The following is a 22,915-nucleotide window of genomic DNA, read 5'->3' on the forward strand; positions in this document are numbered from 1 at the left end:
TTTTTTGGTTATTCTAAGGTCGTTACTCTTAGTGAGTAAGTGTGTGAAGTGTTTTTTTGTTAGCGTCAAGTTTCGCCATTTGAGCAGGGCTAAGTCCGGCTCTAAGTTTCATTTCGATGCTGTTGTAAATAGATTTTTTAGCTTCTTCGCTTGGGTTAACACTCAAAGCGCGGTGCTTGTATTCAAACAGGCCAAAGTAGGTTTTCTTTTCGGCTTCTGTAAGTGTTACCACTTTGCTTAGCGTTGCTACATCTTTAGTAGCGGCTTCTTCGGATGCTTTAGTCGGGGCAGTAGGCGTTTGAGCTACCGTAGCCGATGGGGCAACTACTTTTTTTTGCGCATTGGCTGTAAAGCTAAAACCTATGGCGATAAGTGAAAAGGCAATTATTTTTTTCATAATAAGCAATTTATGTTTAAAACTCAAATCTAATTAAAATGTAAAACATCACAAAGTTTTAACATTAAATTATTTTTGAGAAGGAGTCATCTCTGCTTTTTTATTTTTTAGATTATCTTTTTTTTCTTCTTTAAGCAGGTCATATTTTTTTGTCTGATCAGCTGTAAGTATTTTTTTAAGTTCCTTATCAAGCATCATCTTTTGCTCAAGGGCTTTTATTTTGCGCTGGTCTTTTTGCTCCTCGGTTAGTTTTTTGCCTGCTTTTTTGTTTGCTCTGTTCTCTTCAAGGTTAGCCTGTTTTTGGGTTTCAATAGTAATTAAAGTGGGCTTTAATTCTTTTTGTTGTTTTTCTGTAAGATCTAAATCTGTAGTTAGCCTTTTAAGTTTTGCCTCAGCCCTTTGCTCTGGAGTTATCGATACAAGTTTTTGTTCTGTAGCAATAACAGGTTTTTCAGCTAATTTCTTTTCTTTAGTCTGAGCGTTTACAGCAAGTCCTAATAGTAGGGCAGTTGCCAAAAGCATTTTTTTCATAGTTTTATTTTTTTAAGTATATGAGGTTAGATTGAAAATAGTATTATAAGGTTTAAAAGTAATGTAAAATAATTTTTCTGCAATGTGTTGATGTGAAAAATATAATGTTTGGGTTAAAAACCTGTTGTGTGTTTTATCAATTTCACCATACTCAACGTTTTTGGAAATAATCATCTAAATGTATTTAAATAAAAACCTGCATCTTAAATGGTGGATTAAGATGCAGGTTAAGGTGTTTTTAAAAGCGAAAGTGCTACTTAAGTGAGTGAAAGCCTATCGGGTTTCCTTCGGTGTCCTGGGCTATGCCGCAAAATCCGTGTTCGCCTATAGACATTTTTGGGGCAACTACAATTCCGCCCGCTGCTTCAACTCTTCCTAATTCTGTTTCGCAGTCCTCGCACCAAAAGTAAACGAGTGTTCCGCCTGCTCCGGGTTTAAACATATTCGATTTTACTATAGCACCGCTGCTGCCCGGTCCCTGCATGTCTCCGGGAAACATAATCATTTCAAAATAGTCGTCGCTGTCTTTCGGGATATCCATACCTTCTGGCATGGGCATAGGGGTGAGGTTGATGTTTAATACGGTTTCATAAAATTTTTGTGCGCGGTCAAGATCACTTACATAGATCTCTGTCCATACGATCGGGTTTTTTCCTGTTTCCATTTTTAATAGTCTTAAGTTGGTAATCGATTTTTATTTGTTCTATTCAAAATTAAGTTGTTAGGTTTTAAATAAGGGGTGTGTGTAAAGACATTATAGAGGGTTATTTGCGCCATTTTTTCAATTTTTAAAAGCGATAACAAGACAAAAAGTCATTAAAAGCGCCATTTTGGCATTGATTTTCGTTGTGGAATAAAACTTGACTATAACTAAGCAAATCAAAAAGATTTATAACATAAAAAATATAAAGAACATGAACTTAGTAAAACGCAATTACAGCAATGGTTATCTGGTGATGGATCAATTTTTTAAAGATATTCTTGGAGGTACACAATATGCACATAAAACTGTGCCGCCAGTAAATGTAAAAGAGTCTGAAGGCTTTTTTAATGTAGCATTAGTTGCTCCGGGTCTCAAAAAAGAAGATTTTAATATTGAAGTAGATAACGGTTTGCTTACTATATCGTATAAGGCAGAAGCAGAGAAAACGGAAGAACAGGAAGGTAAATATACCCGCAAAGAGTTTACGCAAACTTCATTTAAAAGAGCTTTTACACTGCCTGAAAATATTAGTGAAGAGAGTATAAACGCAGCTTATACAGATGGCATATTAAATATTACGCTGCCTAAAAAAGAAGAAGCAGAAAAGCCTGCTAAGAGAGTGATTGAGATTTTATAATGATTGAGTGATTGAGTTAGTTGGTAAAAGCACCCTTGAAAAAGGGTGCTTTTTTAGTTTTTGGAATTGTTATCTTTATACTGATGAAAAATGAAGAAGAAAAAAACACACCTCAAAATATATCTGGTGACTTTTGGGACGAATTGCCAAATTTGGTAAAACAATTGATCGATGAAAGTATTGAGCAAAGCATTAAAGGCAATGTGCGGCCACATGAAGAGGTAATTGCAGAACTCAAAAAGATGGATAATATAGCTTAACTAAGGTAATCGGTCAAATTAGTATCTTTGCCCCATGCAGTTATCGGTAATAATACTTAATTATAACGTACGTTATTTTTTAGAGCTTTGTGTGCTTAGTGTGCAACAGGCTATTAAAGGGATTGATGCAGAGGTTATTGTGGTGGATAATAACTCTCCCGATGATAGCTGTGCCATGATGAAGCAGCGTTTTCCGGATGTTACGCTTATAGAGAATAAAGAAAACTCGGGTTTCCCTAAGGGCAATAATATAGGAGTGGCTGCGGCAAAGGGAAAATATGTCTGTATTCTTAATCCTGACACTGTTGTTGCAGAAGACACTTTCGTAAAAGCATTGCAGTTTATTCAAAACCAAAAAAATGCAGGAATAGTTGGTGCAAAACTGGTAGACGGTCGTGGTTGTTTTTTACCCGAAAGCAAGCGTGGAGTTCCTACACCGTGGGTGGCAACTACTAAAATTGCCGGATTGTATAAGCTTTTTCCTGGAATAAGCATCTTCAATAAATATTATGCCCAGCATTTAAAAGAGAACCAAACCGGAATTGTAGAAGTACTTGTAGGTGCTTTTATGATAATGGAGCGTGAACTGTATCTTGAGGCGGGAGGCTTTGATGAAGACTGCTTTATGTACAGCGATGATTTTGACCTGTCGTACACCGTGATGCAAAAAGGCAGGCATAATTACTATTTTCCTGATACCAGCGTAATACATTATAAAGGAGAGAGCACGGTTAAAGATGGTGCTTACATGAACCGCTTTAGAGAGGCTATGAAATTTTTTTATAAAAAACATTTCAGGGCTTCGCCTGTTTTTGATGTATTTATGCGCATTGGCGCAAAATTTTTTATGCTGGCCAAGAAAAATAAAAAGGGGGCTATACATATACCGCAGCAGTATGTGCTCATTTCGGATAACGAACAATTGCGTGAAACGTTAGAAAATCAGCTGCAGAAAAATGTGGTTCGGGTAACGTCTGTTGCAACAGATGGTGTATTTTTACAGAACAGTAATACTGAGGTTATCTTCGATAGTGTCCTGATCTCTTTTAAAGAAATGATAAACTTCATGGAAAAGCATAGGGATGGCGGGTTTACCTATAAAATAAAACCATCTGGTGGTAGCTTTATTTTAGGAAGTAACAGTAGTAACGACAGGGGAGAAGTAATACAGATTGAGGTTTATGCCTAATTTGGGTTTAAAATTATTTTAAAATCTTTATTTGGCTAATTTTTTTATTATTTTCGCAAGTATAAAAACCAAATTTACCTTTAGGTTATAAATATGGCAAAATTTGAACTTAGGCTGCCCAAAATGGGCGAGAGCGTTGCTGAGGCAACCATTACTAACTGGCTTAAAAAAGTGGGTGATCACATTGCGGCCGATGAAGCTGTACTGGAAATTGCTACAGATAAAGTAGATTCGGAAGTGCCGAGCGAGGTTTCAGGCAGGCTTTCTGAAGTGCTTTTTAATGTAAACGATGTGGTTCAGGTAGGCCAGGTTATTGCCTATATAGAAACCGAAGGCGGTGTGGTGGTAGATGCGCCAAGCGAAGAAACTGCTGTTGCAAACGAAAGTGTTGCCGCAATTGAAAAGACTTTTGAAGCGGCTAAAGAAGCTGTTGCTGTTCCGCAGGATTTTTCGGGGTCTGATAAATTCTACTCACCGTTAGTAAAAAATATAGCCAAAGAAGAAGGCGTATCTGTTGCTGAACTTGAAGGCATAAACGGCACAGGTAAAGATGGTCGTGTTACTAAAAATGATATATTGGAGTATGTTGCCCAAAGAAAAACTTCAAGTAACAATATTCAAATAACAAACACCCAACCGCAAATTGTAGCTAAACCTGAAACTTTAAACCTGAAACCTGAAATTTCTAAAGCCGCCCCTGTTTCTGTAAACGGCCAGGACGAGATCGTAGAAATGGACCGTATGCGCAAGCTTATATCGGGCTATATGGTGCAGAGTGTACAAACATCGGCACACGTGCAGTCGTTTATAGAGGTAGATGTTACCAATATTGTTAAGTGGCGCGATAAAGTAAAAGGTGCTTTTGAAAAAAGGGAGGGTGAAAAACTAACCTTTACACCAATATTTATGGAGGCGGTTGCAAAGGCACTAAAAGACTTCCCGATGATGAACATCAGCGTGGATGGCGAATACATTATTAAAAAGAAAAACATCAACCTGGGCATGGCGGCGGCCCTTCCTAACGGTAACCTTATTGTTCCCGTAATAAAAAATGCCGACCAGCTAAACCTTGTAGGTATGGCTAAGGCTGTAAACGACCTAGGCAACCGGGCAAAGGCTGGTAAGCTTAAACCGGACGACACACAGGGTGGTACCTATACGGTTACTAACGTGGGTACTTTTGGCAGTGTGTTTGGTACGCCAATAATCAACCAGCCGCAGGTGGGTATTTTAGCACTGGGTGCCATACGCAAAGTACCTGCTGTTATAGAAACTCCTGAAGGCGACTTTATAGGCATACGCCAAAAAATGTTCCTGTCGCATAGCTACGACCACCGTGTGGTAGACGGTGCACTGGGAGGCTCCTTCGTTAAACGCGTAGCTGAATATCTTGAAGCGTTTGATGTGAATAGGGATTATTAAGAAAAAATATTTTCAATCTGATAAAAGCCTCATTTTTTAATGGGGCTTTTTTGTACTATTGTGCCAACCAATAATAAAACAATGAAAAATAAAATTACTTTTTTTGCATTCTTCCTTTTTTTTACTTTTTTAAATATAACGTTTGCGCAGGATGGCGCTAACGACCCTACTTTTAACCCTGAAGATACAGGTTATTTCAACGGTACTAATACTTCGATAAGGTGTGTTGCTGTACAGCACGATGGTAAGGTACTCATAGGTGGGCATTTTACTCATTATAAAGGAGTAAGCGCCGTAAGGCTTGCTCGTTTAAATTCTGATCAATCTCTTGATGCTGATTTTCAGGTTCACGAAGGTGCGGATGGTCTTGTAAATCTCATTGCGGTACAACCAGACGGAAAGATATATATAGCAGGCGATTTTGCACATTATAATGACATAGCAATAAATAAGCTGGCAAGACTGAATGCTGATGGTAGCCTTGATACTTCATTTGTCCCATTAATAGAGTCAAATTATGTAATAAAAACAATTAAAATTTTACCAGATAATAAGATATTATTAGGAGGGAGTTTCGGTAGCGCAGGAATTATCAGGCTGAACGAAGCTGGAGCAGTCGATACATCTTTTATTCCAGATCTTACAATAGTTAATGTATCGGTAAATGCTATTTCTCTACAGTCTGATAATAAGATAGTTGTTGGTGGGTTATTTACCTATAATAACGGACAAAATAAGAATATAATAAGGCTTGATGAAAATGGCACTATAGACAATTCTTTTGTGTTAGCAGGACAGGGGCCAAACAATGAAGTTTATGATATAGTTCTACACCCGGATGGGATAGTGGCTTCGGGACGTTTTAGACAGGTTAATGGTGTCTCAAAAATAGGTGTTGCAAAATTTAATTATAACGGAGGAGTAGACGATACATTTTTCAGTACCCTTGGACCTAATACAAATATGAGGACAATGATAAAGCAGGAAGATAATAAAATGATTATCTCTGGTATTATTGATATAACAGGTGTTGGTATATTTAATGTAGCGAGGCTAAATGCAGATGGAACATTTGATGAAACTTTTGCTGCGGCAAGTGCATATTTGGGCGCCTATTTAAAAACAGCACTACAACCTGATGGAAAAGTTGTAGTTACAGGTGAATTTCTTTCTTACAGCGGAGTTAGCAGAAATAATATTGTAAGGCTAAATACTAATGGAACTATAGATGAAACTTTTAGTGTGGGATATGGCACAGGTGCTGATGATGCAATTTATGCAGCTGTACAGCAGGGAGATGGGAAAATATTAATAGGGGGAAGTTTTACCCATTATAACGGAATAAGTGTGGGAGGGATAGCCAGACTTACAGAAGACGGTGAATTGGATACAACCTTTAACGTTGGGGGCGTTGGGGCAGGTTATAATATTGTAGGTACAGGTTATAATATTAATACATTGCCGTTAAGTATTAATAGGATAGTACTCCAACCCGATGGTAAGATAATTATTGCAGGCACATTTGCTACTTATAATGGTGTTACAGCAAATACTTTGGCTCGGCTTCATGCTGATGGCAGTCTTGATACCACTTTTAATGCGGGTACTGGACTTCCCCGTGAATTTAATTTTGATTTTTATAGTTTTGCAATGCAACCCGATGGTAAACTACTCGTGGGGGGTGATTTAATTAGTTCCTATAATGGTACTAATTTAAGTTATGAACGTAATATTTTTAGGCTTAATAATAATGGCAGCATTGATACTGCTTTTAATGTAATAACGGGTTATTTCGGGGTTAATAAAATATTGGTGCAGAATGATGGTAAAATTATTTTTGCACGTGGTATAACTGAAGACAATCCTTCGTTTAATAGTATAATCAGGTTGAATGCTAATGGTACACAGGATGATACTTTTACTCCTGTTTTAAGCGGATTTATAAGATTTGTTACGGATATGTTTTTAATGCCCGATGGCAAAATATTGGTTGCAGGAAATTATCTCAATCCATCAGGTACCAGATTTGTAAGACTAAATCCTGATGGCTCAGTAGATGACGAATTTAATTACCCAAGCGGAACTTCTACTCAGTACATGCCTGTCAATAAGATTATAGTTCAGAATGACAATAAAATAATCGTAACAGGAGGATGGAGCAGAGAAAATAGTATATTGTCAGAAACTTTCAACAGGATAAACAGCGATGGTAGTTTTGACGCTACTTTTAATTCAGGAACAGGCACAATTGGTGGAGGTCAGATAAGTGTTAATATACGTGATTTGTTTGTGCAGGCAAACGGTAAGCTTGTTATTGCAGGTGAATTTTATGCATACAACGGTACAGGCCGCAACCGCATTGCAAGAATTAGCACCAGTGGTAGCCTTTCAACACCACAACAAACAGCAAAAACACAAAACGTATTTGCGTATAAAAGTAATGATGCATTGCAGGTAGAATCTGTTGGGCAAAATATAAAAGAAATTAAGGTTTATGATATGGTAGGAAGGCTGATTTCAGATACTAAAAATGTAAATGCACTCAGTACTACGGTGGCCGATACATTGCATTCGCACATACTTATCGTAAATGTAACTCTTGCAGATGACACTGTGGTTTCTAAAAAAATATATTACTAACAGTTTTTAATAACTTTTGATAAAGGGATTATTGACAGAAAATATTTTCAATCTGATAAAAGCCTCATTTTTTAATGGGGCTTTTTTTGTAGTATTGCGACACCAATAATAAAACAATGAAAAATAAAATTACTTATGCATTAGTGTCTCTGCTAATGCTGTTTTCGATTACTATTTGCTTTGCACAACAGGATGGGAGTGTAGATATGACTTTTAATCCTGATGATTTAGGATGGAGTAACAGACTGTCAGGTAGAGTTAATGAAATCATAGAGCAATCTGACGGTAAAGTGATTATAGTTGGTCTTTTTTCTCAATATCTAGGTAATACAGTACATAATATTATTAGGCTTAATAACGATGAAACGTTTGATGGTACATTTAATTCAGGCACAGGTACAAATGGAGTAGTAAATAATATTCTAAGATTGCCTGATGGTAAATTGTTTATTGTAGGAGCTTTTACTAGTTATAATGGTTTTGCTTGTAATGGTATTGCGAGGTTAAATGAAGATGGATCTTTCGACGATACATTCAACGCAACTAATTTAGTGTCAAATAGAGGTGTTTTAAATCCTGTTTTATTGCCTGATGGGAAAATATTACTTGTATATTACATTGATTATTACAGACATAAACTTGTGCGGTTAAACACAGATGGTATAGTCGATATTAATTTTGATATTGATTCTGTAAATAATACTTTGATTTCGGGTATTGCAGTTCAGTCTGATGGTAAAGTTCTAGTTGCTGGACTTTTTTATTTAGAAAGTTTTAATAATTCCGCAGCAGCTGTAATAAGGTATAATTCCGACGGATCTCAGGATACTAGCTTAGTTGTTAATCTTTCTCAATATCTCAATAATCCATATTTGGTTTTGCAGGAAGATGGAAAATTTGTAGTTTGTTATACAGGAGAAAATGGAAGCATAATTTCAAGATATAATGTTGATGGGAGCCAAGATGATACGTTCCAGATTCCAGATGATTTGCAAAATGTTTACTTTACAGATTTAAGATCTTATAATAGTGGTAAGTTATATATACAAATAGGAGCTAAATTAAAAAGGCTTAATAGTGATGGTAGCCATGATGTAGATTTTAATGTGCCGAATACAGGTGAATTAACCTGTGCGATAAGAGGAGTATCTCAAAGTGGTAAAATTTATGTTAATGGTAATTATGTAAAGTTAAATGGTGTGTTAGATAATGGGCTTGCCCGTTTAAATATTGATGGATCAAGCGATGATACTTTTTATACGGGTGCTGGTGCAGTTACTGGAGCAGATGGTGGTGTTGGTGCTTTGGTACAAGATGATAATAAGATTATAATTTCGGGGACTTTTCAGTCATACAACGGAGTATTGAGGAATAATATTGCCCGTTTAAATGAAGATGGTACTCTTGATCCAGGGTTTGCCCCAGATCAAAACATTGAAGACTTAGGTAAGGTTGTAAGTTTATATCCTGGCGGGAAAGTACTTGTGGAATATGATGGGCGAATAAAACGCCTTAACTCTGATGGTAGCATAGATGCAACTTTTACTGCTCAACAATTTAGTCATGACTCAAGACCTGAATTAAGTCGTATATCTGCGGTAGTAGTATTGCCGGATGGTAAAATAATTGTTGGAGGACCTTTTAACAGGTATGGTAATATTTCTATAGGGGGTGTAGTTAGATTGAACGCTAATGGAAGTGTAGATAATGACTTTGATAGTAGTTTATTTGGGAACGATAATCCGCAGGTGTATTTATTGCATTTGCCACAAGAGCAAAGAGTTTTAGTGGGAACAACTGGTGCTTCTTCAATTTTGTATAAAATTGACTATAATGGTAATGAAGATGCGACTTTTAACCATGTACCGCGTGCGACTATGTTTTGGCTTGATAGTTTTGCAGTTGAAGCAGATGGTAAAATAATTGTGGCTGGATATGGAGACGGTCAGTCTGGCTATCGTCAAAGGCTTGTTCGTTTTAACGCGAACGGAACTCTAAACACTATCTTGGTTGATGTTGATTATTATACTTCATCAACATTTGTATATCAAATCTTAACTGCTCCTGATGGTAAATTTTATCAGCTTTCTACAACTTATTTACAACCAACACAAAATGTAAGTTTTGCGAGGTTCAATAATGATGGCACGATAGATAACACTTTTATTTCAGGGTCTGGATTCGGAAATATTGCTTTTCAGGGCAATAGTATAATTTTTTCGGGTAGTTTTAGTAGCTACAATGGTGTTGGTAAAAATAATATTATCCGTCTTAATACCAGTGGTTTAATGTCTTCTCCAAAACAAACAGCAAAAGCGCAAACCGTATTTGCCTACAAAAACAACGATGCCTTGCAGGTAGAATCTGTAGGGCAGGCTATAAAAGAGGTTAAGGTTTATGATATGGCAGGCAGGTTGCTATCGGATACTAAAAATGTAAATGCACTCAGTACTACAGTAACCGATGTTTTGCATTCGCGCATACTTATTGTAAATGTGAAACTCGAAGATGATACAGTGGTTTCTAAAAAAATATATTACTAACAGGCAGCTCCGCAAGGAGCTGTTTTTTTATGCTTATATTTGTTATTTACCCCAAGCATGAAATTACTCCACTATATATTTTATATTAGCCTGATCGTTCTCCTGAGTTCTGCGATTGGCGCAGATTCTTCTAATGTATTTAGTGTGTCTAAAAGCTATGATAATCCTAAAGACTCTGTTTGGAGCGAGATAAACTTCGACTCGCTTAGCATCATCAATAAAATGGCCTATGCCGATACGGCTAACTTTATGCATCAAAAAGTGTATCCCTGTGCGCGGTGCTTTTTACGTCCGGAAGTGGCGCAGGCGTTGGAGGAAGCTAACGAAATTTTTAAGGACAAAGGTTATAAAATTGTAATTTACGACTGCTATCGTCCCATAAGCATACAGCACAAGATGTTTAGAATTGTCAATAATCCCGAATATGTAGCTCGGCCTACTAAAGGCTCTAATCATAACCGTGGTGCAGCGGTAGACCTGTCGCTTGCTGACGAAAACGGCAACCTGCTCGATATGGGTGGGGTGTTTGATGATTTTTCTGAAATTTCGCACTACAATGCACAGGGGCTTAGTAAAGAGGCTAAGCGTAACCGAAAACTGTTGAGAACTGTAATGATCCGAGTAGGGTTTTCGCCTTATGAAAGCGAGTGGTGGCATTTTGATTATAAGCAAAAACGCTATCCGGCATCGGGGGTAGTGTGGGAGTGTAACTGACACAGCCCGATAAAGTTTGCTTTTTTGCCTGTAAATAGCACAACAAAATCTTCTTTATAAAATATTCTCATCCTATATTTGTATATATACAAATTTAATTTATGGAACTTAAACTGCACAGGCCTATCTGTTTTTTTGACCTGGAAACCACCGGAACCGATATTACCAAAGACCGTATTGTAGAAATAGCGGTACTTAAGGTATATCCTAACGGGAACAAAGAAAGCAGGACCTGGCTGGTAAACCCCGAAAGACCTATACCGCCGCAAACCATAGCTTTTCATGGTATTACCGACGAGAAAGTGGCTAGTGAGCCTACGTTTAAACAACTGTCGGCTCAAATATATAATATGATTAAAGATTCAGATCTTGCCGGATATAATTCCGATAGGTTTGATATACCTTTGCTGGCCGAAGAATTGTTGCGTGCCGGGGTAGATTTTGATATGAAAAACCGCGTATCGGTAGATGTACAGACTATTTTTCATAAAAAAGAAGAACGTACCCTTAGTGCCGCCTACAAGTTTTATTGCGGTCAGGTGTTGGAAAACGCACATACTGCTGCTGCCGATACCAATGCTACCTATGAGATTTTAAAATCGCAGCTTGACAGGTATGACGATCTTGAGAACGATATGAAAGTCCTGTCGGAATTTACCACCCGTAAAAAAGCGGTAGATTTTGCAGGGTTTATAGCTCTTGATGATAATGGCGAAGAGATATTTACTTTTGGTAAACATAAAGGCGTAAAAGTAGAAAAGGTGCTGGAGCAGGAGCCAGGCTATTATGGCTGGATACAAAATGCCGATTTTCCGCTGTACACCAAAAAAGTGCTTACAGCTATAAAACTTAGAAAACTGAACAACAAATTAGTGTAACTATTTATAGTGGCTTATGAAGATTATTTGTATAGGGCGCAATTATGTAGAACATATAGCAGAGCTTAATAACGAGAGACCGGCCGAACCGGTAATTTTTATGAAGCCGGACACGGCACTGTTGCAAAAGCAGTTTCCGTTTGTCATACCCGAGTTTAGTGATGATATTCATTATGAGATAGAGCTTGTGGTAAAAATTAACAAAGTGGGTAAATACATCGATGTTAAATTTGCCCATAAGTATTATGACGAAATTACTGTGGGTATCGATTTTACTGCACGCGATTTGCAACAGAGTCTTATAAAACAGGGATTGTCCTGGGAGAAAGCCAAGGCATTTGATGGTTCGGCAGTATTGGGTGATTTTGTTTCTAAAACTGAATTCGCCTCACTTGAAAATATAGGATTTGAACTCGTAAAAAATGGTGAAACTGCCCAAAAGAGCAGCGCCGATTTTATGATCTGGAAAATTGATGAACTGGTAGCCGAAGCCTCTAAGTATTTTACGCTAAAAACAGGCGATGTTATATTTACCGGTACACCACAAGGTGTTGCCAAAGTGCTTCCGGGCGATGTATTAGAAGGAATTTTGGAAGGGAAGAAATTATTTAAGGTACAGGTAAAATAATGGCACTTAATTACAACTTAGCCAAAGTATATGCAATTTCCGACAGTGATGCGGCTTTTGCAAAGCAAATTGTGATGCTTTTTTTAGAGGAAGTCCCTGCGGAAGTTAAAAACCTGAGAGAAGGTCTTAAAGAAAAAGATCATAATAAGGTATATAGTGCAGCGCACAAAATTAAACCTACCCTCGATTTGCTGGGTATGGATCTTGCCTATGAAGATGTAGTTGCCATAGAAAACTGGAGCAAGGCTAAAGGCAAGAAAAAAGAGATTAAAGACGTGGTAAAGAATCTGCGGGAACTTGTAGAGCTTACTATAAAAGAGCTTAAAAAAGATTATAACCTTTAAGTATGAAAGCGGCTGTTATTACTGTTGGCGATGAAATACTTATTGGACAGATCGTAGATACCAATTCAGGCTATATTGCAAAGGCGTTAGATAAAATAGGTGTGCATGTTCATGAAATGCTTTCGATTAGCGATGACAGGCATCATATTTTAAACACGCTTGCGGCTTTGCAAAATAGGGTAGAGGTAGTTATAATTACCGGTGGTCTTGGTCCTACTAAAGACGATGTTACCAAAATGACGTTATGCGAATATTTTGACGATCATTTGGTGCGTAATGAAGAAGTAGAAGCTCATGTAATTGAGTTAATAGAAAAAGCCTTAAAGAGGCCTGCCTCGCAAATCAATAAAGATCAGGCACTAGTGCCGTCTAAAAGTACAGTGTTGCGCAATGCAGTAGGTACGGCTCCGGGTATGTGGCTGCACAAAGGCAATACGGTGTTTATATCGTTGCCGGGTGTGCCTTATGAAATGAAATATCTTATAGATAATGAGGTTGTGCCACGTCTTGTAAAAGAATTTGAAAGGCCTTATATACTGCATAAAACCATTTTAACTTACGGGCAGGGCGAAAGTATTGTTGCTGAACGTATAGAAGATTGGGAGAACAACCTTCCTGCTTTTGTAAAGTTGGCCTATCTGCCGTCGCCGGGAAAGGTGCGTTTGCGTTTAAGCACTCAGGGTGCAGATGAGGTTTTGCTTCGTGATACCCTTGAAGCTGAAACCGCAAAACTTAAAGATATTATTGGAGATATAATTGTAGGTTTTGACGAGGATGAAACCATTGAAGTGGTTTTAGGAAAATTGCTTACTCAAAAAAGTTTAACCCTTGCAGCCGCCGAAAGCTGTACGGGTGGCAGGATAGCGCAGACCTTAACCAGTGTGCCGGGGTCTTCGGTATATTTTAAAGGGAGCGCAGTAACTTATGCTACTGCATCTAAAGTTGCGATTTTAGGAGTGCCGCAAAGTAGTATAGATGAGCATAGTGTGGTTAGTGCTGCTGTTGCAGAGGCTATGGCTCTTGGCGCGCAAAAAGTTTTTGGGTCTGATTATGCGGTGGCTACCACCGGTAATGCCGGGCCTGCAAAAGGTGAGGCTGATGCCGGAGTGGGTACAGTATATATAGGAGTAGCTACTCCAACGGGTGTGTATAGTGAGAAATTTGACTTTGGCCAACCGCGCGAAAAAGTGATAGAACGGGCAGCGGGTAAAGCACTGGAAATGATTTATCAGGAAATTTTAAAAAACTAACTGATTGTGTTTGCGTAGTATTTTTATTTTTTGTTTCTTTGCACCCTGAATTTGAATAACGATATAAAAAGCTAAGAAATAATGTCAAGAGTTTGTGCCCTTACCGGTAAAAAAGCGATGGTTGGAAATAACGTTTCCCACGCGATGAACAAAACTAAACGTAAGTTTAGCGTAAATTTAGTTAAGAAGCGTTTTTATCTTCCTGAAGAAGACAGGTGGATCACACTTAGAGTAGCAGCTTCTACTATCAAAACTATTAATAAAAATGGTATAGCCGCGGTTTTAAAAGAGGCCAAAGCTAACGGGTTTATAAAATAATCCCGGTTACACCTCAATAAATATATAAGCACGATGGCAAAGAAAGGCAACAGAATCCAGGTAATTTTAGAGTGCACTGAGCATAAAGCTTCAGGTGTTCCGGGTACTTCAAGGTACATCACTACCAAAAACAAAAAAAATACACCAGACAGGTTAGAGATCAAAAAATTCAATCCTATCCTTAAAAAGGTAACAGTACATAAAGAAATTAAATAATTAATAAGTCATGGCAAAGAAAACCGTAGCATCGTTACAAACAGCTTCAAAGAGGTTAACTAAAGCTATCAAAATGGTAAAGTCTCCTAAAACAGGTGCTTATACTTTTGTTGAGAGCGTTATGGCTCCTGAAGAAGTGGATGCATTTCTTAAAAAGAAATAATAAATCCATTAACCATATATAGAAAAGCTACTTTCGATTTTAGAAAGTAGCTTTTTTATTTTTTATCTTTACCCCGCAAAAACAAAGACTACTCTTTATATACTTATGAACTTCTTTAAAAAAATATTTTCTTCTGAAAAGAAAGAAACGCTTGATAAAGGGCTGGAAAAAACAAAGACCTCTTTTTTTTCTAAGCTTACTAAAGCCGTTGCAGGTAAATCTACCGTAGATGATGAAGTGCTTGATAACCTTGAGGAGGTTTTGGTGGCTTCTGACGTTGGGGTAGATACAACCCTTAAAGTAATAGGGCGCATTGAAGAGCGTGTGGCCCGCGATAAATATGTGGGGACTGATGAACTTAACCAGATATTGCGCGAAGAAATTGCGGGGTTACTGTCTGAAACCCATTCGGGTGAAGCTACAGATTTTGAAATTCCGGCCAATAAAAAACCGTATGTAATTATGGTAGTAGGTGTTAATGGTGTGGGTAAGACCACTACTATTGGCAAGCTTGCCTATCAGTTTAAAAAAGCCGGAAAAAATGTGGTTCTTGGTGCAGCCGATACTTTTAGGGCAGCGGCTATAGACCAGCTTCAGGTATGGGCAGACAGGGTAGGAGTGCCTATTGTGAGACAGCAAATGGGCAGCGATCCTGCATCTGTAGCGTTTGATACATTGCAAAGTGCCGTAAGTCAAAACGCAGATGTGGTTATTATAGATACTGCCGGGCGTTTGCACAATAAGATAAACCTTATGAACGAGTTAACCAAGGTAAAAAGGGTAATGCAAAAGGTGGTTGATGATGCCCCGCACGATGTACTTTTGGTGCTTGACGGCTCTACAGGGCAAAATGCTTTTGAACAGGCCAAACAATTTACCGCTGCTACTGAGGTTACCTGTCTTGCTGTTACAAAGCTTGACGGTACTGCTAAAGGCGGTGTTGTTATAGGCATATCAGACCAGTTTAAAATACCTGTTAAATACATAGGCGTAGGCGAAGGTATTGAAGACCTGCAGGTATTTAATAAATATGAATTTGTAGATTCTTTTTTTAAATAAAAGTCATTAACAACCAATACAAATAACTAACCACACCTTTTAATGAAAACCATTACTTTTTTTACACTGTTGTTTTGCAGTGTGATTGCTTATGCTCAGGATATTCAGCAAGGATATTATATTGATGCATCGGGACAAAAAACAGAAGGCTATTTTTCTTATGGAAATTTTGCCGAGCCTTCCACTTTAAAATTCGGTAATTCGCCTGAAGGAAATTTTGAAGATTTTAAATACAATGACATTATGGAGTATGGTGTCGATGGTGATTTTAAGTATCAAAAAGTTACGGTTGATCTGGAAATTTCGACTATCAAGGCAAATGAGGTAAGTAAAGTCAGGAATCCAGAGTGGGCTTCTAAAACTATTTTTGTCAATGTGCTTTTAGAGGGCGATGCCTCATTGTATTCTTATTATTCACCCGGTGGTAAACTGTTTTTTTACAAGGTAGACAGCAAAAATGTACCATTAACCCAGCTTGTTTATAAAAAATACTATACTCCCGAAAATGAGGTAGCCATAAGCAGGTTCTACCAGCAACAACTGTTAACCGATGTAAACTGTAACGGTCAGGATACTAAAGATTTTAGTAAAGTGCGCTACAGCCAGTCTTCATTGGAAAAGTTATTTACAGAATATAACCAGTGTAAAGGCGGTCAGCTAAAAACATATGGTGCTAAAAAAGACCGTAGTGTGAAGTTAGAATTTACGGTGTTTGCAGGCGTAAATTATTCGGGCATGAAGCTTGACAATACTAACCCACCGATTAGTGATAATACCAATACAGAGGCAGGTTTTGGTTTTGGTGGCGAAGTTGCTATTACGATTCCTTCAAGAAAATTCTCTTTTTTTGTGAAAGCCGATTATGAACGCATGAGCACCGACTTTGTGCGCGAATGGCGAGAGGGCGAAAGCTATGTTAAAACGAGCTATATTATAGATGTTAACATTATTAACGTGTATGCGGGTGCACGCTACAATTACATGCTTAACTCTAATAATAAACTGTATGCTGATGCGGCTGTTGTTACAGGATTGCCGTCAGGAAGTTTTGAGAGACATTATTATTCTGGAACCTCTTCAGATCCATACACAGGGCAGTTATATGAAACTAAGCCTGGAAAGGATATGTTTTTTAATTTTGGACTGGGCTATACATTAAATAATAAGTATGGCATAGAGTTTAGGGTTGATACACCAAGGGACTTTTTTAAAGACGCCCTATATCCGCTTGAAACATCATCTTACAGAATGAGCTTAAATCTGCGCTATACCATTAATTAATCAATACACTTATCTTTTCCCACAGGTCTTCGTCAAAACCTGACAAAGCAAAGTTTACATCATCGGCGGCTTCGCCCATTCGTATTATTACCATTTTTCGGGATGGAATAACATATATTTTTTGGTCATTCTTTCCAAGTGCCATAAACATATCGTCAGGTCCTGTAGGTATGAGCTCCCCCTCAAATGTGGCTTGTACAGTAGGCATGTGGTAGCTGTTTTTACCGTTTAGCCACCATAAATATCCGTAGGCTTCATTAATATTTTGAGAAGTGTTTACCATATCGGTAAAGTACTCCTCGTTTAGTATTTCTTGATTTTCCCACTTGCCTTTGTTGAGTATCATCAGGCCAAAACGCGCCATGCTGCGGGTAGTACTCCAGTAAACGCTCAGGTCTTCGCCACTTTCCAGCCATGCGCCGGTCATGCCAATTTTATTTTTGAGTTTTGCATTAAAGTAAGCCTCCCAAGATTGGTTGGTGGCCTGTGCAATTACATCCTGCATTTTAACATATACATTATGGTATGCCCAGCGTGTTCCGGCATCGGCTGTGTATTGAAGGTTAGCGGCAGATACATCGTCGCCCTGCGCATCATTAAGTCCTGATGTCATGCTTAGCAGGTGTTTACAGGTAATAAGGTTTTCTTTGGCAGTGGGTGCACTTGTCCAGCCTGTGCCAAGATAGTCGGACACTTTGTTGTTTATGTTTATAAAGCCCTCCTGCTCTGCAATGCCGCTAACGGTAGCTGTAAGTGTTTTGCCTGCGCTGGCCCAATACCAAGGGGTAGATGCGGTGTGGCCGTTAAAATATTCTTCCATTACAATACGCCCGTTTACCAATATCATAAACGCCCGACTATTTTTTTCCTCCAGAAAATTAAGCAATGGCTGTATTTGGTCTGGATTCCAATTGAGGGTGTTTATATCTGTAGTCTCCCATTCAGAAGTACCAATAGGAGGGAAGTACATAGCCTCGCCCGGAATGTTTACAGTACTGTCGTCAGATTTTGAACAGCATAAAAAAAGTGTACACAATAATATGGGTAAAACTTTGGTTTTCATATGAATAATGATAATGTTTAAATATACAAAAATGTTTAAACCGTAATTATTTTTAAAATGCTTTTAATGCCTAAATTTGTGGTTCAATTTTATGATATGAAAAAACTTGTAGTGGCCGTGGTGGCTTCTCTTACTCTGCTGTCCTGTGCTAAGAAGGCTTCGGCTGACGATATCTCAAAAATTAACGGTTACTGGGAAATTGAATCGGTTATTATGCCTGACGGAAGCGAGAAAGATTATACAGTGAACCCAACTATAGACTATTTTGAGGTTAAAGGCAAAGAGGGTTTCCGTAAAAAAGTTATGCCACAGTTTGATGGCACATATAAAGTAAACGACGGTTCGGAGAAAATATCGATCTCCGAAAAGGACAACAAAGTCTATATGGATTATACTACCACCTATGCCAAATGGCAGGAAGAGCTACTTGAACTGACCGATGAGGAGCTTGTAGTAAAAAACCAGCACGGTATAGAATATCATTATAAAAAACCGGAACCTTTTACAGTTAAATAATGGCAAAACGACTGAACGATAATAGCCCTATTAGCGATGTACTTAAAGAATTTATGCAGGTAAATAACCTGCAAAAGGGCATGGATGGCATTAGTGTGCGCGATGCCTGGAAAAACCTTATGGGGCCGGGGGTAAACAATTATACGGGTGAGATTATGCTGAAAGGTGGTGTTTTGTATGTGCAGTTAACATCGGCAGTGCTGCGTGAAGAGCTGAGCTACGGCCGCCAGAAGATCGTAAAGATGATTAATGAAGAGCTTGGGCGCGACGTAGTAAAGGATGTTGTATTGAGGTGATTAATTTTTAGTGAATAATATTTGAGAGCATATCGATAACGGGTATGCTTTTTTTTATTTATACCAAAATTGTAAAACGATGTCGTAAGTATTGAAATATTTGATATTTTTAAGGTAAACTTTTAAATATGAGTTTTTTACACTACTCCATTTCTTTAGCTTTATGGATGCTGGTTTTAATTGGATCAGGTAATGCAACTGCGCAGGAGTCAGCTGTATTTCCTGTTGCATTATCAGGAAATATAGAGAGCCTTTCTAAAAACCATGTACAGGAGGAGGTTTACATTCAGACTAATAAAAATATTTATGAAACTGCCGAAGATCTTTGGTTTAAAGGCACGGTACTCAATGCGCAGTACCTGACACCATCGCAGTCGGCAAAAACTTTATACGTTAGCCTGATGCTGCTGCCGGAGAAAAAAGTAGTATGGCAGGAAAAATACGCAGTTGTTAATGGTTTTACAAATGGGCATATTTATATAAATGATACTTTGCAACCTGGAGCGTATGTTCTTGTGGCGCAGACAGGCCGTTCGGTTAATGTAGATGATACGTTTATCAGATCGGTTAAAAAGATAGAGGTGATCCAAAATATTTTTGCTTTAGAAGGCCGGGAGAAAATAATAGAACCAGCTGCTGTAAAACCCGACAGCATTGATTTTCAATTACTGCCCGAAGGTGGGCACTTAGTAGCAGGTATTTCGTGTAAAGTGGCTTTTAAGGCTGTAGACAGTCATGGCAAACCTGTTGATGTAAAAGGCACATTGTATAACGGCACCAAGGCTATGCCGGGTTTAACGACTTTTCATGCTGGTATGGGCAGTTTTTATGTAACTCCGGAGGCTGGGAGGGATTATTTCGTTAGGTTAGACGGCTACAACAAAATATATGCTTTGCCAAAAGTTCAATCTGTAGGGCAAACGATTCAGTTGCTTTACGAGAAAGATAATTTGTTGGCCTTTAAAGTATCGCAAAGTAAAAGCCTGCCTACACAAAAAATGTATTTCAGGATGCAGTCGCGCGGTGTTATAAACAGTATGGCTGAATTTGAGCTTAAACAGGAAAGGCTTATAAAAATAAAAACCGACAGTTTGCAACAGGGTATTGCCGAAGTCACACTTTTTAATGCCAATTTAGAACCGGTGGCTGAGCGTTTGGTATATGTAAACAGTAACAAAAAGATACACTTAACAACAACACTCTCTAAAGTAGACTTTGGTAATAAAGAAAAGGTAACCCTTAAACTTTTAGCTACGGATGATAGAGGCAAACCTGTAGTATCTCACTTAGGTGTTAGCGTTTGTGACGATATTTATACCGACCTTAAAAATTGCGAAAATATTTCGACTTATTACCAGCTTTCTACCCAGCTAAGAGGTAGGGTTTACAATCCGAAATATTATTTTGACCCCGCAAATACAAACCGAAGCAAAGCTTTAGATCTGCTGATGCTCACTCAGGGATGGCGAGCATATGAATGGAATGCCGATAACCTTATGAGTCAAAATAGTAAAGAGAAGCCTTTTGTGTCTGATTCATTGACAGGGACTATTATTGCCCGAAAAGAAAAATTAGAGAAACTTTTGGGTGTGCAGTATGTGATAAGTTATACCGCCGATGAAGATTCTGAAAAATCGATGCTTGAGGTTGATGAGAAAGGTAATTACATGATAGCTCCCGAATACCTACAAAGTAAAAACAGGGGGTATGTATATTTCAGGTTGCTTCAGGACAAACAAAACATCAGCATCAGGCCGATCAGTAATATGGCAGAGGAAAAAATAAACACTTTGCTGCAACAAAAGCAGTTTGACTTCCCGCAAATGGAGTTAGAGATAAAAAAGACACCGCAGCGCGAAGAACGTTTTAAGGCAGCGCGTAATATAACCCAGCTTAAAGAAGTTGTACTAACGGCAAGGGTTAAAAAGCCGCGCCGTTTTTCGGATAAATATATAGGGAAACTGGATAGCCTTGCTGCTCCTAACGATTATGTTTGCCAACTCAATGTTTTGAACTGCCGTAATCATCCTATAAATGGACGCAAACCGGTGGAGGGCGAGATTTATAAAGACCCGTTTACCGATATGCTTATGGGGCCCTATCGATATCCTAAATATACAGAGGAAGAATTGCTGGCTAAGTTTAATATAACACGTCTTAAAGGCTATTATCCAATAAAAGAATTTTATAACCCGGTTTATGATGGCGAGTTTGCAGATATTGCCGATGATTTCAGGAATACACTGTTATGGAAACCTGATGTTATTACTGATAGTAACGGTAGGGCAGAGGTTGAGTTTTACACATCGGATATCAATTCTAAATTCAGGGTTGTGGCAGAGGGTGTAACTGCTGACGGACTGCTTGGCAGTCAGATTACCGAATTTAAGGTAGATAAAAAGGAGTTGAAGTAAATTACGGTTTGTAGTTTATTGGTTGTAGTTCGAAGGAAAGACCAAAAAAGAACTTTTTGCGAGATATGGTATAAATAAGGAAACCCTCAAAAAACAATCGTTACCACTACCTATTTTAGCCAGGTTAAGTATTTATTTCAATACACTGGCTATGAAAGAAGATTTCCTGCATTATGTGTGGCAGTTTAAAAAGTTTAACCTACAGGGTTTAACCACTGTGCATGGAGAACCATTACAAATTGTAAATAGTGGGCAGTATCTTCAGCTTGCAGGGCCTGATTTTTTTAACGCACAAATAATTATTGGCGGCCAAAAATGGGCAGGTAATGTAGAAATACACATTAGATCGTCAGATTGGTATTTGCACAGCCATGAAACAGATACCAATTATGATAATGTAATTTTACATGTGGTTTGGGATCATGATACGGAGGTGCTTCGCAAAAATGGCAGTGAGATACCTGTGCTGGAACTTAAGCATTATGTAGATTTTAAATTGCTGGCGGGCTATAACGAACTGGCTTCTGCAAAGACCTGGATCAATTGCGAAAAAGAACTTTCTAATATTAATGTCTTTGTAGTAAACAACTGGAAAGAACGTTTGTTTTTTGAACGACTTGAGCGTAAGTCTTTGCCTATTATAGAATTGGCAAAAGAAACCTACAACGATTGGGAAGCCGTGTTGTTTTGTTTTCTTGCTAAAAACTTCGGACTTAATACCAACGGCGATGTATTTTTTGAAATGGCAAAATCTCTGCCTTTCAGTGTGGTGCGCAAAGAGATTTTTGAGCCTGAGAATATTGAGGCATTACTACTGGGGCGTGCCGGGCTTTTAAACGACACGTTTGAAGATATTTATGCACAGGGGCTGAAAGGGCTTTTTGCATACATGAGCCATAAGCATCAATTGCAGCCTGTGCATATCAATAGGGTAGAGTTTTTCAGGCATCGGCCGGATAATTTTCCAACCATCCGTCTTTCGCAACTGGCACAACTTTATAATAACGATCATAGCCTTTTCTCAAAAATTATTGCCGCCAAAACATTACCCCAACTTTACGAAGTTTTTAATGTGCAGGCCTCAAACTACTGGCACACCCATTATCAGTTTGATAAAGTTAGCCCGCAAAAACGTAAGCCTTTGTCCCATTCGTTTATAGACCTGCTAATCATCAATACAGTTATCCCGTTTAAGTTTGCCTATGCCAAAAGTATTGGCAAAGACAACAGCGAAGAACTTATTGTACTAATGCAGCAGCTTGAGGCTGAAAGCAACAGCATAATAGATAAATTCAGGTATTTTAAAATGGATGTTTCCTCGGCCTATGACAGCCAGTCGCTCCTGCAGCTCAAAAACGAATACTGCAATCATAAACGATGCCTGCAATGCGGTTTGGGCTTGCAACTGCTAAAAAAGTAGTATATTTGATACGGAGTCGTAAAGTCAAAAGTC

At 38.3% G+C, this 22,915-nt stretch carries 24 protein-coding genes; 20 read left to right on the plus strand and 4 right to left on the minus strand.

Annotation, left to right across the window (positions count from 1 at the left end):
* Nucleotides 1-28: 28 nt before the first annotated feature.
* The 3 genes from GR160_RS11190 to GR160_RS11200 all read right to left on the minus strand — a co-directional run bounded on the left by GR160_RS11190 (nt 29) and on the right by GR160_RS11200 (nt 1,592).
* Nucleotides 29-397: a hypothetical protein gene (locus GR160_RS11190; protein ID WP_160749952.1), complete on the minus strand. Its 369-nt coding sequence runs from the start codon at nt 395-397 to the stop codon at nt 29-31.
* 69 nt (nt 398-466) lie between these two features.
* The gene (locus tag GR160_RS11195) at nt 467-928 is read right to left on the minus strand and encodes a hypothetical protein (protein ID WP_160749953.1); all 462 of its coding nucleotides are present in this window, start codon (nt 926-928) and stop codon (nt 467-469) included.
* Nucleotides 929-1,181: 253 nt separating this feature from the next.
* Nucleotides 1,182-1,592 (minus strand): VOC family protein, encoded by a 411-nt coding sequence (locus tag GR160_RS11200; RefSeq protein WP_160749954.1) that lies wholly within the window; start codon nt 1,590-1,592, stop codon nt 1,182-1,184.
* Nucleotides 1,593-1,842: 250 nt separating this feature from the next.
* Here GR160_RS11200 and GR160_RS11205 point away from each other — a divergent pair, with 250 nt between their 5' ends.
* The 16 genes from GR160_RS11205 to GR160_RS11280 all read left to right on the plus strand — a co-directional run bounded on the left by GR160_RS11205 (nt 1,843) and on the right by GR160_RS11280 (nt 17,173).
* Nucleotides 1,843-2,268 carry an Hsp20/alpha crystallin family protein gene (locus GR160_RS11205; RefSeq protein WP_160749955.1) on the plus strand — a complete coding sequence of 142 codons (426 nt, stop codon included), beginning with the start codon at nt 1,843-1,845 and terminating at the stop codon, nt 2,266-2,268.
* An 83-nt stretch (nt 2,269-2,351) separates the two neighbouring features.
* Nucleotides 2,352-2,528, plus strand: a complete 177-nt coding sequence (locus tag GR160_RS11210) for a hypothetical protein (protein WP_160749956.1) — start codon at nt 2,352-2,354, stop codon at nt 2,526-2,528.
* 34 nt (nt 2,529-2,562) lie between these two features.
* Nucleotides 2,563-3,717: a glycosyltransferase family 2 protein gene (locus GR160_RS11215; protein ID WP_160749957.1), complete on the plus strand. Its 1,155-nt coding sequence runs from the start codon at nt 2,563-2,565 to the stop codon at nt 3,715-3,717.
* Nucleotides 3,718-3,810: 93 nt separating this feature from the next.
* Nucleotides 3,811-5,139 carry a dihydrolipoamide acetyltransferase family protein gene (locus GR160_RS11220; protein ID WP_160749958.1) on the plus strand — a complete coding sequence of 443 codons (1,329 nt, stop codon included), beginning with the start codon at nt 3,811-3,813 and terminating at the stop codon, nt 5,137-5,139.
* 81 nt (nt 5,140-5,220) lie between these two features.
* Nucleotides 5,221-7,779 (plus strand): delta-60 repeat domain-containing protein, encoded by a 2,559-nt coding sequence (locus GR160_RS11225; protein ID WP_160749959.1) that lies wholly within the window; start codon nt 5,221-5,223, stop codon nt 7,777-7,779.
* A 116-nt stretch (nt 7,780-7,895) separates the two neighbouring features.
* The gene (locus tag GR160_RS11230) at nt 7,896-10,322 is read left to right on the plus strand and encodes a delta-60 repeat domain-containing protein (protein WP_160749960.1); all 2,427 of its coding nucleotides are present in this window, start codon (nt 7,896-7,898) and stop codon (nt 10,320-10,322) included.
* Between the two features lie 57 nt (nt 10,323-10,379).
* Nucleotides 10,380-11,036: a M15 family metallopeptidase gene (locus GR160_RS11235; RefSeq protein WP_160749961.1), complete on the plus strand. Its 657-nt coding sequence runs from the start codon at nt 10,380-10,382 to the stop codon at nt 11,034-11,036.
* A gap of 101 nt (nt 11,037-11,137) precedes the next feature.
* The gene (locus tag GR160_RS11240) at nt 11,138-11,914 is read left to right on the plus strand and encodes a 3'-5' exonuclease (RefSeq protein WP_160749962.1); all 777 of its coding nucleotides are present in this window, start codon (nt 11,138-11,140) and stop codon (nt 11,912-11,914) included.
* Between the two features lie 16 nt (nt 11,915-11,930).
* Nucleotides 11,931-12,542 carry a fumarylacetoacetate hydrolase family protein gene (locus GR160_RS11245; RefSeq protein WP_160749963.1) on the plus strand — a complete coding sequence of 204 codons (612 nt, stop codon included), beginning with the start codon at nt 11,931-11,933 and terminating at the stop codon, nt 12,540-12,542.
* The gene (locus GR160_RS11250) at nt 12,542-12,886 is read left to right on the plus strand and encodes an Hpt domain-containing protein (protein WP_160749964.1); all 345 of its coding nucleotides are present in this window, start codon (nt 12,542-12,544) and stop codon (nt 12,884-12,886) included. The genes GR160_RS11245 and GR160_RS11250 overlap by 1 nt, the downstream gene beginning before the upstream one ends.
* Before the next feature lie 2 nt (nt 12,887-12,888).
* Nucleotides 12,889-14,136, plus strand: coding sequence for a CinA family nicotinamide mononucleotide deamidase-related protein (locus tag GR160_RS11255; protein ID WP_160749965.1), 1,248 nt, complete (start codon nt 12,889-12,891; stop codon nt 14,134-14,136).
* A gap of 81 nt (nt 14,137-14,217) precedes the next feature.
* Nucleotides 14,218-14,454 (plus strand): 50S ribosomal protein L28, encoded by a 237-nt coding sequence (gene rpmB, locus GR160_RS11260; RefSeq protein WP_054409746.1) that lies wholly within the window; start codon nt 14,218-14,220, stop codon nt 14,452-14,454.
* Between the two features lie 33 nt (nt 14,455-14,487).
* Nucleotides 14,488-14,670, plus strand: coding sequence for a 50S ribosomal protein L33 (gene rpmG / locus GR160_RS11265; RefSeq protein WP_045968086.1), 183 nt, complete (start codon nt 14,488-14,490; stop codon nt 14,668-14,670).
* A gap of 10 nt (nt 14,671-14,680) precedes the next feature.
* Nucleotides 14,681-14,833 carry a DUF4295 domain-containing protein gene (locus GR160_RS11270; protein WP_160749966.1) on the plus strand — a complete coding sequence of 51 codons (153 nt, stop codon included), beginning with the start codon at nt 14,681-14,683 and terminating at the stop codon, nt 14,831-14,833.
* Nucleotides 14,834-14,938: 105 nt separating this feature from the next.
* On the plus strand, nt 14,939-15,892 hold the full coding sequence (gene ftsY / locus GR160_RS11275; protein WP_160749967.1) for a signal recognition particle-docking protein FtsY: 954 nt from the start codon (nt 14,939-14,941) through the stop codon (nt 15,890-15,892).
* 42 nt (nt 15,893-15,934) lie between these two features.
* Nucleotides 15,935-17,173 carry a hypothetical protein gene (locus GR160_RS11280; protein ID WP_160749968.1) on the plus strand — a complete coding sequence of 413 codons (1,239 nt, stop codon included), beginning with the start codon at nt 15,935-15,937 and terminating at the stop codon, nt 17,171-17,173.
* Here GR160_RS11280 and GR160_RS11285 read toward each other — a convergent pair.
* Complete coding sequence (locus tag GR160_RS11285; protein ID WP_160749969.1) at nt 17,166-18,236, minus strand: serine hydrolase; 1,071 nt, start codon at nt 18,234-18,236, stop codon at nt 17,166-17,168. The genes GR160_RS11280 and GR160_RS11285 overlap by 8 nt on opposite strands.
* Before the next feature lie 96 nt (nt 18,237-18,332).
* On the opposite strand from GR160_RS11285, the gene GR160_RS11290 reads away from it, so the two are divergent.
* The 4 genes from GR160_RS11290 to GR160_RS11305 all read left to right on the plus strand — a co-directional run bounded on the left by GR160_RS11290 (nt 18,333) and on the right by GR160_RS11305 (nt 22,882).
* Nucleotides 18,333-18,752, plus strand: a complete 420-nt coding sequence (locus tag GR160_RS11290; protein ID WP_160749970.1) for a lipocalin family protein — start codon at nt 18,333-18,335, stop codon at nt 18,750-18,752.
* Nucleotides 18,752-19,048, plus strand: coding sequence for a DUF721 domain-containing protein (locus GR160_RS11295; RefSeq protein ID WP_160749971.1), 297 nt, complete (start codon nt 18,752-18,754; stop codon nt 19,046-19,048). The genes GR160_RS11290 and GR160_RS11295 overlap by 1 nt, the downstream gene beginning before the upstream one ends.
* Before the next feature lie 128 nt (nt 19,049-19,176).
* Entirely contained in the window at nt 19,177-21,462 is a 2,286-nt protein-coding gene (locus tag GR160_RS11300) for a hypothetical protein (RefSeq protein WP_160749972.1), read from the plus strand.
* A gap of 151 nt (nt 21,463-21,613) precedes the next feature.
* On the plus strand, nt 21,614-22,882 hold the full coding sequence (locus tag GR160_RS11305) for a DUF2851 family protein (protein ID WP_160749973.1): 1,269 nt from the start codon (nt 21,614-21,616) through the stop codon (nt 22,880-22,882).
* Nucleotides 22,883-22,915: the final 33 nt, after the last annotated feature.

This window comes from Flavobacterium sp. Sd200, assembly GCF_009826935.1.
Taxonomy (GTDB): domain Bacteria; phylum Bacteroidota; class Bacteroidia; order Flavobacteriales; family Flavobacteriaceae; genus Flavobacterium.